Genomic DNA, 12,792 nt, shown 5'->3' on the forward strand with positions numbered 1-12,792 from the left:
TACTTCATTGTGGGTATATTCATCACGCTTTTATAACCATAACGATGGAGCGGGTATGAAAAAATTTACAGTGGCGGCACTGGCGTTAACAACTCTTCTCTCAGGCAGCGCGTTCGCGCACGAAGCCGGAGAATTCTTTATGCGTGCAGGTCCGGCAACCGTCAGACCTACAGAAGGGGCGGGTGGTACGCTGGGGCATTTAAACGGGTTTGATGTGAGTAATAACACGCAACTCGGCCTGACATTCACTTACATGGCGACGGACAATATCGGGGTTGAATTGCTGGCGGCCACGCCGTTCCGCCATAAGGTGGGTACGGGCGCGACGGGTGATATCGCCACGGTCCACCTGTTACCGCCAACGTTAATGGCGCAGTGGTACTTCGGCGATTCCAGCAGCAAAGTGCGTCCTTATGTCGGCGTGGGGGTGAACTACACCACCTTCTTCGATAACGACTTTAACGATAATGGTAAAAAGACCGGGCTGTCCGATCTGAGCTTTAAGGATTCCTGGGGCGCGGCAGGGCAAGTTGGGGTAGATTACCTGATTAACCGCGACTGGTTAATTGGCGCCTCTGTCTGGTACATGGATATTGATACTACCGCCAATTATAAAATGGGCGGCGTGCAGCAGCATGACAGCGTGCGTCTGGACCCATGGGTATTTATGTTCTCGGCAGGCTATCGTTTCTAATCGCGTGATGTTGTGACGAAAAAAGACCCCGCCAGGCGGGGTCAAAAAAGGACATGACACACGGATTTTACTTGTCGGAACTCACTTGTCTTCTTTCGGTTCGCCGCAGCCTAGTTCTGCGCCAGTGAGAGGATCAACGGTGGGGTCCGATTTCGTTCTTTCTGCCATCGCTTTGAGCAGCGCCATCTGCTCGCGCGGCAATTTCACTGTCGCCAGGCCATCGCCGCCATCAACAGCAGGCATCGGTTCTGCGACATAGTTGAAGTTCTCATCGCTATTCCAGCTACCTCGCGGATCGTCGCCTTGCGACATGTTGTAGTACACGTCGGTATACTGTTCTACCGGCGGTAATTTACCCGGCGGGAAGTTGTTACGAATCGAATACAGCGCCTTTTCAAAAGAGAGCTGGTGCGCGACTTCACGGGTCATTAAGAAACTGAGCGTGTCTTTTACGCCAGGATCGTCGGTCAAATTAATCAGGCGTTCATAAATGATCTTCGCTCGCGCCTCTGCCGCGATGTTTGAGCGTAGATCGGCTGTGACTTCGCCGATAGTATCAATATAAGCCGCGGTCCACGGTACGCCGCCGGAGTTTGTCAACGCCGGGCCGCCGCCATACAACAGAGAGGTGATATGGCTGTCATTACCATTCTGCGTCAGCGAGCGATAAAGTTCCGCTTCGTTTTAGGTACCTTCCGCCAGCTCGCCTTTAGCGCCTTTATTAAGCATTCCTACCAGTGAGCCGATAATTTCCAGATGACTCAGCTCCTCGGTGGCGATGTCCATTAACATCTCTCTACGACCGGCATCATCATCGCTTAAACCTTGCGTGAAGTAGCGGCAGGCGGCCGCCAGTTCGCCCTGCGGGCCGCCAAACTGTTCCAGCAGCAGGTTCGCTAATCTAGGATTAGGTTCGCTCACTCGCACAGTATATTGAAGTTGTTTTACGTGTCGAAACATATTGCCTCCTGCTTATTATTTATTTTTTGGCTTCAACGCCATCTGCTTCAGATCGCAGTAAAAATTGTTCCGTTGTCTGCGGAATATGTTTGATAAGCCAGTCAGCCATTTGCATTTCTTCTTTCAGAATGGCTTCAATCGTTGGAATTGAGGCAGTGTCGCCAGCTTTTTTTGCCGCCGCCAGCAGGGAGGTATAACAAGCAATTTCGAACTGCTCGAAAACATAACCGCTAATTGAGCCTTTGACAATTTCATCGGAAGGGAACATGCCACCGATAGATTGCCCCATTGCTGCCATTTTACTCATGGAGTCTTTCAACACCGAACGGGAAATGCCATTACGGTCCAACACTTCCTCGAGCATGGTAATTTGATGTTTGGTTTCACTAATATGTTGTTCAATTCTGGCTTTTATATCAGGATAATTTTCAATACGGCTGGCCATAGATTCAAGCATCGATTCTGCCTGTTTTTCCATGGCATGGGCGTCACGAAGCCAGTCATGATAATGTTCAGTATAATTCATTTTACATTCCTCAATGCGTGATAATCTGCTCCGATAATAAAATCGGAATCATGCAAGCTGATAATTAAAAATATTATTTCGATTTGCGTTCAGCACTTTTATTAACATTGCTGACTGCTAAATCGGTAAGTTTTAAATCAGTTTGTTTTTCCTCGTCGAGGGTTTCTTTGAGCAGTTTTAATGCTTTGCTATAGCCGAGCTGCTCGGCCAGGGTGGCTAGCGTGCCGTAGCTGGCGATTTCGTAATGCTCGACTTTTTGCGCCGCGGCGATAAGCGCTGCATCGCGTACTTCGTTTTTCTCCGTACTTTCGATGACTTCATTGGCTTCTTCAATCAGCCCTTCCATAGCGACGCATTTCATTCTTTTCAGTTTAATGCCAGATTCAGATTCGACGATCTGATCAATACGTTCAATCTGACCCTGGGTTTCTTCAAGATGAGATTGAAAGGCCTGGCTTAATTTTTCATTGGACGTGGCTCTGGCAAGTTTAGGAAGAGCCTTGGTTAATTGTTTTTCTGCACTATAGGTATCTGAAAGTAGATGGATAAAAAGGTCTTCAACGGTTTTGATATTCATAAATCTAATTCTCCTGGGCAAAATACTGCGAGCCAGAAGACTCGCAGATTGCTTGATAAAAGCATGTGTTATAATTACATTACAGTAAATCAGGAATTATCGGATTTACGTCCGCCGTGACTATTCTGACCACCTTTTTTACCGGCTTCAGAAGCGCGTTGCGGATCGTTTTTGAAATTCCCGCCGCTATGCTGACCGCCTTTGCGGCCCGCTTCAGATGCTTTTTCACGATTCTCGGCGAAATTTCCTGAACCACCACGATGTTCGGCCATATTATTTCTCCTGTCTCGTTGCTTGCTGAAAAAATCGGTTTTAACCGTGTCGACACCCTATTAAAATTAGTTGGTTAAACCGATTAGTCAAATTGACGGAAATAGTTGTGATTTACCGCGTAAATAACGCACAAAAAATGGTTTAGAGATAATATATTCTATATTTTCTTTTAGAATAAGCGATTTAACAGAAAATGCTTTGCATTGCTATTAATAACAAGCGTCACTATCTGCGGCCATAGAAACGTTAATGCATTGTTTATTGACATTTCTTTACATAAAGGCGGGGGAAATTGACGTGAAAACGCTAAATTTTTCGGCGTGATTAGGAGTTTTCTTAGCAAAAATTGACTTCAGACTTTTTGAAAGCTGGACAGGGAACAACACCAAAAAGATTGATGATCTACGTCTGAATCGTGATTCTGGTTCGGCGCCAAGCTCTCATTAAGCCGCCAGCGTTATGCTGACGGCTTAACCCGTTATGCGCGGCTGGCGGCTTTCATCGCTGAGACAAAGGACCTGAGCTCCGCCAACATCTGTTCGGGAGACGCGTGGTTTTTCTCGATAATGTTGACAATGGCTGAGCCGGAGATAGCGCCAGCCGCCCCGGCACGCACGGCCGCAGACACCTGTTCCGGCAAGGAGATACCGAAGCCCTGTAACGCAGGCGCGGCATGGTACTCTTTAAGCTTCTCAATGAGATGATGCAACGGCAATGCGCCACGGTTTTCCGCGCCGGTGACGCCCGAACGCGAAAGCAGGTAGGTATAACCGCGGCCGTAAGATGCGACCTGGCGCAGAAGATCGTCATCCGCATTTGGCGGGCAGATGAAGATCGGCGCGATATTATGCCGTAACGCCGCCTGGCGGAAGGGGGCCGACTCTTCAACCGGGACATCTGCGACCAGCACGGAATCTACGCCAACCTGTTCACAACGGGCATAGAATGCATCTATGCCGTTATTGAACACCAGATTCGCGTACATTAGCAGGCCAATCGGAATGGTCGGGTGTTTTTCACGAATCAGCGCCAGCATTTCAAAACACTGAGCCGGCGTGACGCCAGCGGCGAAGGCGCGTAAGTTCGCATTCTGGATGGTAGGGCCATCGGCCAGCGGATCGGAGAAGGGAACCCCCAGTTCCAGAGCGTCGGCGCCAGCGTCAATCAGTGTGTCGATAATTTTCAGTGACTGTTCAATGCCAGGGTCGCCCAGAGTTACGAAGGGAACAAAAGCGCCTTCCCGGCGATCGTTGAGTTGGGCAAATAAATTTTCGTAGCGTTCCATCAGATTTCCCCTCGCGCTTTCAGGATATCGTGTACGGTAAAGATGTCTTTATCTCCGCGGCCAGAGAGATTGACCACCAGCAGTTGCTCTTTTTCCGGCTGCTCGCGCATCATTTTCAGAGCGTGCGCCAACGCGTGGGAGGATTCCAGCGCCGGGATAATTCCCTCATGGCGGCACAACGTTTTGAAGGCTTCCAGCGCTTCATCATCAGTAATGGAGACATAATCCGCGCGTCCGATGCTGTTCAGGTACGCATGTTGCGGCCCAACGGACGGGAAATCGAGCCCGGCGGAAATGGAATAGGACTCTTCAATTTGCCCGTCCGCTGTTTGCATCATCGGCGCTTTCATCCCGAAATAGATGCCAACGCGACCATGTTTAAGCGGCGCGCCATGCTCGCCGGTTTCAATACCGTGACCGCCAGGTTCAACGCCTATTAGCCCGACGTCGGTATCATTAATAAAATCCGCAAACATCCCGATAGCGTTTGAGCCGCCACCGACGCAAGCGATAACGGCATCTGGCAGACGGCCCTCTTTGTCGAGGATTTGCGCTTTCGTCTCTTCGCCAATCATGCGTTGGAACTCGCGAACGATGGTGGGATAGGGATGCGGTCCTGCCGCCGTGCCGAGCATATAGTGCGCGGTTTCGTAACTACCGGACCAGTCGCGCAGCGCCTCGTTACAGGCATCTTTTAGCGTAGCGGAGCCGCTATGAACCGGGATGACCTCAGCGCCCATCAGACGCATACGGAAGACGTTCGGCGACTGGCGCTCAACGTCTTTGGCGCCCATATAGATACGGCATTTCAGACCCAGCAGGGCGCTGGCGAGCGCAGAGGCGACGCCGTGCTGGCCGGCGCCGGTTTCAGCGATAATCTCGCTTTTCCCCATCCGTTTGGCCAGCAGCGCCTGACCCAGTACCTGATTGGTTTTGTGTGCGCCGCCGTGCAGTAAATCTTCGCGCTTTAAATACAACGTGGTACGCGTACCGGCGGTAATGTTCTGGCATTTCGTCAGTGCGGTGGGGCGTCCCGCGTAGTTTTTTAGCAGATCGGCGAATTGCGCCTGAAATTCAGGATCTTTTTGCGCGCTGACGAAGGCCTCTTCAAGCTGGTTCAGCGCAGGCATCAGGATCTGCGGCACATACATGCCGCCGAATTCACCAAAGTAGGGATTGAGAAGTGTTGTCATGTTTTTTCCTTAATATGCGCGCAGTGTCTGAAAAACTGAGGCCAGAAGACGAGCATCTTTGATGCCCGGCTGTGACTCCACACCTGAATTAAAATCGAGACCGGCACAGCCGACTTGCGCCGCCTGGACGCAGTTATCGGCCGCCAGCCCGCCCGCCAGTAATACATTATCCAGCGGTTGCCCCTGTAGCAGTGACCAGTCGAAGCGCTGCCCGCTGCCGCCTTGCCCATTGTCGAAAATGTATTTATCGACATGGTGATAATCGCGTGCGGGAAGGGCATCGCTAACGCTCAGCGCCTTCCAGATTTGCACATTGCGCGGCAACGCCTCACGCAGCGCGTTGACATACGCCTGGTCTTCGCTGCCATGTAGCTGTACGGCAGAAAGCGACAGGACGGCGGCTTTCTGGCAAACATCGGCGATATCAGCGTCCTGGAAAACGCCGACATACTGTAATGGCGCGCCGCTTATCACTTCTCGCGCCTGCTCAACGCTCACCGCGCGCGGAGATGAGGGCACAAAAATCAACCCGCCATATATTGCGCCAGCGTCACAGGCCGCTTTAGCGTCCTGGGCGCGGGTCAGGCCGCAGACTTTATTTTCGCCAAGCAGCACGCGACGGACGGCGGCGTTAAGATCGTCATGCGCCATTAACGCCGAGCCAATTAAAAAACCGTTGGCGAAGTGGCTCAGTTCGCGTACCTGACCATAGGTGTTAATCCCGGACTCGCTGATGACAGTCACGCCGTGGCCCAGTTTTGGCGCCAGCTGGCGGGTGCGATTCAAATCAATCGACAGATCGCGCAGATCGCGATTGTTGATACCTACCACTTTTGCGCCTAACGCTATCGCGCGCTCCCGTTCTTCGTCATTACTGACTTCCGTGAGCACGCCCATTTTCAGACTGTGCGCGACGGCGGAGAGTTGGCGATACTGTTCGTCATCCAGAACCGAGAGCATCAGTAAACAGGCATCGGCCTGATAGTAACGGGCAAGGTAGATCTGATAGGGATCGATAATAAAATCCTTACACAGAATCGGCTGCGGCGCGCTTTGGCTAACGACCGGCAGAAAATCGAAGCTCCCCTGAAAATATTTTTCGTCGGTGAGCACCGAGATCGCCGAGGCGTAATGTTTATAAATACTGGCAATACGCGCCGGATCGAAATCGTCGCGAATCACGCCTTTTGATGGCGATGCTTTCTTACACTCCAGAATAAAGGCGGTACGCGCGCCCTGGAGCGCATCATAAAAATGGCGTGTACTTGGCTGGATCTCATTTTGAAAGCTGGCCAGCGGCTGTTGCTGTTTGCGGGCTTCTACCCAAATCGCCTTGTCTGCGACGATTTTCGCTAAAACGGTTTGCATTATTTACCCTCTTGCCGCCAGTGCGGTGACTCTGTCATATGCGGTGCCGTTGCGCAGAACATCAAGCACGGTTTGCGCGTTGGCCTTGAGATCTTCCTGACCATGCAGACGCATCAGCATCGCCACGTTGGCGGCGACGGCGGCCTCATGCGCGGCATCGCCTTTACCTTGTAATAACCGCGTCAGAATGTCACGGTTTTCTTCCGGCGTGCCGCCAGCCAACTGATCCTGATGGTAAGGCGTCAGGCCAAAATCCTCCGCCGTAAGTTGATAGCTTTTAATTTCGCCGTCATGCAGCTCCGCGACAATCGTCGGCGCATGGAGCGAAACCTCATCCATGCCGCCGCTATGTACCACCGCCGCGCGCTGATAGCCCAGTACCCTTAAGGTTTCCGCAATCGGCAGCACCAGTTCCGGGCTATAGACGCCAATCAATGCCAGCGGCGGATGCGCCGGGTTGATCAGCGGGCCGAGTACGTTGAACAGGGTTCGCGTTTTTAACTGTTGGCGAACCGGCATCGCGTGACGGAATCCGGTGTGATATTTCGGCGCAAACAGGAAACAGACGCCCAGTTCATCTAACGCCTGACGTGATTTATCGGCGTTCATATCCAGATTAATACCGAACGCCGCCAACAGATCGGATGACCCAGATTTGCTGGACACGCTACGGTTGCCGTGTTTCGCCACTTTCAGTCCACAGGCCGCTGCGACAAAGGCGCTGGCGGTAGAGATATTGATACTGTTACTGCCATCGCCGCCGGTACCAACGATATCCGCAAACAGATAGTCCGGGCGCGGGAACGGGGCGGCATTTTCCAGCAACGCAGTGGCGGCGCCGGCAATTTCATTGGGATGCTCGCCGCGAATTTTCATGCTCACCAGCGCGGCGGCGAGCTGTTCAGGCTTAAGTTCGCCGCGGACGACCGCCGAAAACAACTGGTGGCTCTCTTGTTGCGTCAGAGTTTGCGCCTGATAGAGTTTCTCCAGAATCGGCTGTAGGGTGTTGGTCGGTTCCAGCTTTTGCTGCGCCCAGGCTAATGTTTGCTCCAGCAGACGCGCGCCCTGTGTCGTCAGGATGGACTCAGGATGAAATTGAAAACCGCAAACGCGATCCGCATCATGACGTACCGCCATCACCATGCCGTTGAAATGGGCGTTAATGGTCAGCCCGGCAGGAACATTACTGCCGACCAGCGAATGATAACGCGCGACCGGTAGCGGATTCGCCAGCCCGGCGAACATCGCCTGACCGTCATGCTCAATGCTGGAGGCTTTGCCATGCAGGATTTCTCCCGCCTGACCGACATAACCGCCGTAAGCTTCGACAATCGCCTGATGCCCCAGACAAATGCCGATGATCGGTAACTTGCCGCGTAGTCGGGTCAGCAGCTCCGGCATACAGCCTGCCTCGCTGGGAACGCCCGGACCGGGGGAGAGCATTAGTACCGGATTTTTCATTGTCGCCAGGCGATCGATAAGCGTCTGCGCCGGAATATGGTTACGGTAAATCACCACGTTATGACCGTTGGTCCGTAGCTGATCTGCCAGGTTCCAGGTAAACGAGTCGATGTTATCGAGCAGCAGAATATCAGCCATCAGAAGGTCTCCTGTGCATGATGCGCGGTGGCGATAGCACGCAATACGGCGCGCGCTTTATTACGGGTTTCATCGGCTTCAGACTGCGGAACAGAGTCCAGCACAATTCCGGCGCCCGCCTGTACGGTGGCGATACCGTTCTCCACCAGCGCGGAGCGGATAACAATACAGGTGTCCAGATCGCCGTGGGCGGTGAAGTAACCGACCGCGCCGCCATAGCTGCCGCGGCGCTGTCCTTCCGCATCGGCAATCAACTGCATGGCGCGTACTTTCGGCGCGCCGCTCAGGGTGCCCATGTTCATGCAGGCGCGATAGGCGTGCAGCGCGTCGAGATCGTGACGCAGTTCGCCCACCACCCGGGAAACCAGATGCATCACGTACGAATAGCGGTCAACTTTTGTCAGATCGGCAACGTAGCGACTGCCCGGCGTACAGATGCGCGCCAGGTCATTGCGCGCCAGATCGACCAGCATCAGATGTTCGGAAAGCTCTTTATGGTCGGTACGCATATCCAGCTCAATACGGCTGTCGAGATCTCTGTCCAGCGTACCATCGGCGCGGCGACCGCGTGGACGGGTACCCGCGATGGGATAAATCTCAATCTGACGGCTGGCTGCGTCATATTTCAGCGAGCTTTCCGGCGACGCGCCGAAAAGCGTGAAATCATTATCCTGCATAAAGAACATATACGGGCTGGGGTTGCTCTTTTTCAGCACGTAGTAGGCAGCCAACGGCGACGGGCAGGGCAGTGAAAAGCGGCGCGACGGCACCACCTGAAATATCTCGCCCGCGCGGATGGCTTTTTGCAACTGGCGTACCACCGCGCCGAACGCGTCATCGCTCTGATTGCATTCGCAGCGCATGTCCGGCACCGGCGTGACCGGCAACGGCGGCGCAGGCTGGGTTAACTGTTGGCTAAGGTACGCCAGGCGGGCGTTCAGGCGCTGTTTTTCCCGGTCGCTGGCGGTGAACAGACTGGTCTGAATACGGGTGCTTTTTTTCTGATGGTCTATCACCATCAGCGTTTCCGCTAAATAAAAGCAGTAGTCCGGGCAGTTATTGCCAGCCTCAAGGTGTGGCAGCGCTTCAAAGCCAGCGACCAGGTCGTAGGCAAACAGACCGCCGAAAAACATAGCCTCCCGCTCGTGCGTCGGTATGTTCACCACTCCCTGTAACAGGCGGAACGCATCAAATACCGACAGAGAGCATAAACGGGCGTCTTCATCTAATAATGGGCTGACGGGCGGAAAGCGTAGAATGCGACCGGCAGGCAGGACTTCGTTCTCCACGCCAGCGGGGAGGGCGGTATCCAGTAGCGGCAATAACGAGGCGCCATTATCAGATAACGCCTGAATAGTGACAGTGTCACCTAAAGCGGTAATGCGCAGCGCGCTATCTACCAGCAGCAGGCTTTTTAAATCGTCTTTACTGTCGATATCTGCGGATTCCAGCAGCAGCGTTGCCGGGCGATCGCCGCAGACCTGGTGAAAAAGCGCCGTTGGGTTTTCCCGGTAGGCGGCATCGCAGGTCAACAGTTCGAGCGTGGGTTTTGGTGTTTGCATGGTTATTCTCATTATTTTGTTCAAAAAAAAGCCCGCTTAACAGGCGGGCCGGGTATCGTTTGGCTGATTACAGCTGTTCATACACCGCCCGCTATCAGGAAGTGCGCCACCAACCGTGTAATGCAAATGTCGCTGCCATTTTAGATACCCTCTTCATGTGAACTTTCGTACTAGTTAACTAGTTCGATGGAATAATGTCAACACCTATTTCAGTATATTTGCCGGAACCGTTATGATGTACATGACATACCTTTATCTCTATGGGAGCCGCCTTGAGCGACACGAATTACGCAGTGATTTACGATCTGCACAGTCATACCACGGCGTCCGATGGACTGTTGACGCCAGAAACATTAGTACACCGTGCGGTAGAGATGCGAGTCGGCACGCTGGCGATTACCGATCATGACACCACAGCCGCGATTCCTGCGGCAAGAGAAGAAATTTCACGTTCCGGGCTGGCCCTGAATCTTATTCCCGGCGTGGAGATTTCAACGGTCTGGGAGAATCATGAGATTCACATTGTGGGTCTGAATATTGATATTGCGCACCCGGCAATGCGCGATTTTCTGGCGCAGCAGACACAGTGGCGTCAGGCACGCGGTCGGCTCATTGCGGAGCGTCTGGAAAAAGCCCATATTCCCGGCGCGTGGGAAGGGGCATTGAGACTGGCCAATGGCGGCGCGGTGACGCGCGGCCACTTCGCCCGCTTTCTGGTGGAGTGCGGCAAAGCCGCGACCATGGCGGATGTTTTTAAAAAATATCTCGCGCGTGGGAAAACCGGTTACGTTCCGCCGCAGTGGTGTACAATAGAACAAGCTATTGATGTCATTCATCATTCTGGCGGTAAGGCGGTGTTGGCCCATCCGGGACGCTACGACCTTAGCGCTAAGTGGCTGAAAAGATTAGTGGCGCATTTTGCCGACCATCACGGCGACGCGATGGAAGTGGCGCAGTGCCAACAATCGCCCAATGAACGCACCCAACTGGCGACGCTTGCGCGTCAGCATCATTTATGGGCATCGCTTGGATCTGATTTCCATCAGCCCTGCCCGTGGATTGAGTTGGGGCGTAAACTCTGGCTGCCCGCTGGCGTTGAAGGCGTATGGCAGACATGGGAACAGCCGCAAATATCACAGTGAGGGAAGTATGAGCCAGTTTTTTTATATCCATCCGGATAACCCACAGCAACGGCTGATTAATCAGGCCGTCGACATTGTGCGTAAAGGCGGTGTTATTGTTTATCCAACCGATTCCGGCTATGCCCTGGGTTGTAAAATTGAAGACAAAGGCGCAATGGAGCGCATTTGCCGCATCCGTCATCTGCCGGACGGCCACAACTTCACGCTGATGTGCCGCGATTTGTCCGAGTTGTCGACCTACTCCTACGTCGACAACGTGGCGTTTCGTCTGATGAAAAACAATACGCCGGGTAACTACACCTTTATCCTGAAGGGGACAAAAGAGGTGCCGCGCCGTCTGTTGCAGGAAAAGCGTAAAACTATCGGCCTGCGCGTACCGTCAAACCCGATTGCGCTGGCGTTATTGGATACGCTGGGCGAACCAATGCTCTCGACGTCGTTGATGCTGCCTGGCAGCGACTTTACCGAGTCGGACCCGGAGGAGATTAAAGATCGGCTGGAGAAGCAGGTGGATCTGATCATCCACGGCGGTTACCTCGGTCAACAGCCTACCACGGTAATCGATTTGACCAATGACTCCCCGGTGGTGCTGCGCGAAGGCGTCGGCGACGTTACACCTTTCTTATAAGGGCGTAAGCCTGTATACTACGCGGCCTTAAAATGGCGCGGTAACGCGCCGTTCATTCTCCTGTTCGACGCCTGTGAAGGCGACACCTGAAGGAAGCTCTATGAGCGAAAAGTTACAAAAAGTGCTGGCGCGCGCTGGCCACGGCTCTCGCCGTGAAATCGAATCCATTATTGAAGCGGGACGTGTCAGCGTTGACGGTAAAATCGCCACGCTTGGCGATCGTGTTGAAGTCACTCCCGGTTTGAAAATCCGTATTGACGGTCACCTGATTTCGGTGAAAGAGTCGGCGGAACAAATTTGCCGCGTTCTGGCCTATTACAAACCAGAAGGTGAACTGTGTACCCGCAATGACCCTGAAGGGCGGCCAACCGTTTTTGATCGCTTACCGAAACTGCGCGGCGCGCGGTGGATTGCGGTAGGACGTCTGGATGTCAACACCTGCGGGCTATTGTTGTTTACCACCGACGGTGAACTGGCGAACCGCCTGATGCACCCTAGTCGTGAAGTTGAACGTGAATATGCCGTGCGCGTGTTCGGTCAGGTGGATGAATCGAAACTGCGTGATTTAAGCCGTGGCGTACAGTTGGAAGATGGCCCGGCGGCATTTAAGACCATTAAATTCAGCGGCGGCGAAGGCATTAACCAGTGGTATAACGTGACGCTGACGGAAGGGCGGAACCGCGAAGTTCGCCGACTGTGGGAAGCGGTAGGCGTTCAGGTCAGCCGTCTGATCCGCGTTCGTTACGGCGATATCCCGCTGCCGAAAGGCCTGCCGCGCGGCGGCTGGACTGAGCTCGACCTCGCGCAAACGAACTATCTGCGTGGTCTGGTAGAGCTCCCGCCGGAAACCTCGTCGAAGGTTGCCGTCGAAAAAGACCGTCGTCGTATGAAAGCGAACCAGATCCGTCGGGCGGTAAAACGCCACAGCCAGATAGCTGGCGGACGCCGCTCCGGTGGGCGTAATAACAACGGGTAATCTCTACCG

At 53.5% G+C, this 12,792-nt stretch carries 13 protein-coding genes, 1 pseudogene and 1 other annotated feature; of the genes and pseudogenes, 4 read left to right on the plus strand and 10 right to left on the minus strand.

Features of this window, described 5'->3' with window-relative positions; all coding sequences use genetic code 11:
* Positions 1-55: 55 nt before the first annotated feature.
* Positions 56-694, plus strand: coding sequence for an outer membrane protein OmpW (gene ompW, locus NA330_RS00090; protein ID WP_000714798.1), 639 nt, complete (start codon positions 56-58; stop codon positions 692-694).
* An 81-nt stretch (positions 695-775) separates the two neighbouring features.
* Here the strand turns inward: ompW and NA330_RS00095 are convergent.
* The 10 genes and pseudogenes from NA330_RS00095 to trpL form a co-directional block, all read right to left on the minus strand.
* Positions 776-1,654, minus strand: a pseudogene (locus tag NA330_RS00095) (manganese catalase family protein).
* Positions 1,655-1,673: 19 nt separating this feature from the next.
* Positions 1,674-2,180, minus strand: a complete 507-nt coding sequence (locus NA330_RS00100) for a ferritin-like domain-containing protein (protein WP_001109977.1) — start codon at positions 2,178-2,180, stop codon at positions 1,674-1,676.
* A 73-nt stretch (positions 2,181-2,253) separates the two neighbouring features.
* Positions 2,254-2,757, minus strand: a complete 504-nt coding sequence (locus NA330_RS00105; protein ID WP_001022822.1) for a YciE/YciF ferroxidase family protein — start codon at positions 2,755-2,757, stop codon at positions 2,254-2,256.
* Between the two features lie 89 nt (positions 2,758-2,846).
* The gene (locus NA330_RS00110) at positions 2,847-3,029 is read right to left on the minus strand and encodes a general stress protein (protein WP_000807657.1); all 183 of its coding nucleotides are present in this window, start codon (positions 3,027-3,029) and stop codon (positions 2,847-2,849) included.
* Between the two features lie 479 nt (positions 3,030-3,508).
* Positions 3,509-4,315 (minus strand): tryptophan synthase subunit alpha, encoded by an 807-nt coding sequence (trpA, locus tag NA330_RS00115; protein WP_023242282.1) that lies wholly within the window; start codon positions 4,313-4,315, stop codon positions 3,509-3,511.
* Complete coding sequence (gene trpB / locus NA330_RS00120; RefSeq protein WP_000209483.1) at positions 4,315-5,508, minus strand: tryptophan synthase subunit beta; 1,194 nt, start codon at positions 5,506-5,508, stop codon at positions 4,315-4,317. Before trpB ends, trpA begins: the two co-directional genes overlap by 1 nt.
* 9 nt (positions 5,509-5,517) lie before the next feature.
* On the minus strand, positions 5,518-6,876 hold the full coding sequence (gene trpCF, locus NA330_RS00125) for a bifunctional indole-3-glycerol-phosphate synthase TrpC/phosphoribosylanthranilate isomerase TrpF (RefSeq protein WP_023242283.1): 1,359 nt from the start codon (positions 6,874-6,876) through the stop codon (positions 5,518-5,520).
* Between the two features lie 3 nt (positions 6,877-6,879).
* Positions 6,880-8,475 (minus strand): bifunctional anthranilate synthase glutamate amidotransferase component TrpG/anthranilate phosphoribosyltransferase TrpD, encoded by a 1,596-nt coding sequence (gene trpD / locus NA330_RS00130; RefSeq protein ID WP_000763489.1) that lies wholly within the window; start codon positions 8,473-8,475, stop codon positions 6,880-6,882.
* A complete protein-coding gene (gene trpE / locus NA330_RS00135; protein WP_023242284.1) occupies positions 8,475-10,037 on the minus strand; it encodes an anthranilate synthase component I in 1,563 nt (520 codons plus the stop codon). Before trpE ends, trpD begins: the two co-directional genes overlap by 1 nt.
* A 22-nt stretch (positions 10,038-10,059) precedes the next feature.
* Positions 10,060-10,155, minus strand: a sequence feature (Trp leader region).
* The gene (trpL, locus tag NA330_RS00140; protein ID WP_010989026.1) at positions 10,132-10,176 is read right to left on the minus strand and encodes a trp operon leader peptide; all 45 of its coding nucleotides are present in this window, start codon (positions 10,174-10,176) and stop codon (positions 10,132-10,134) included. It overlaps the preceding feature by 24 nt.
* 121 nt (positions 10,177-10,297) lie before the next feature.
* Between trpL and rnm the strand changes: the two genes are divergently transcribed.
* The 3 genes from rnm to rluB all read left to right on the plus strand — a co-directional run bounded on the left by rnm (position 10,298) and on the right by rluB (position 12,783).
* Positions 10,298-11,179, plus strand: a complete 882-nt coding sequence (rnm, locus tag NA330_RS00145) for an RNase RNM (RefSeq protein WP_023242285.1) — start codon at positions 10,298-10,300, stop codon at positions 11,177-11,179.
* Positions 11,180-11,186: 7 nt separating this feature from the next.
* Positions 11,187-11,807, plus strand: coding sequence for an L-threonylcarbamoyladenylate synthase (locus NA330_RS00150; protein ID WP_000077250.1), 621 nt, complete (start codon positions 11,187-11,189; stop codon positions 11,805-11,807).
* Positions 11,808-11,907: 100 nt separating this feature from the next.
* Positions 11,908-12,783: a 23S rRNA pseudouridine(2605) synthase RluB gene (gene rluB, locus NA330_RS00155; RefSeq protein WP_001291233.1), complete on the plus strand. Its 876-nt coding sequence runs from the start codon at positions 11,908-11,910 to the stop codon at positions 12,781-12,783.
* Positions 12,784-12,792: the final 9 nt, after the last annotated feature.

The organism is Salmonella sp. NW722, from assembly GCF_051702785.1.
Classification (GTDB): domain Bacteria; phylum Pseudomonadota; class Gammaproteobacteria; order Enterobacterales; family Enterobacteriaceae; genus Salmonella; species Salmonella enterica.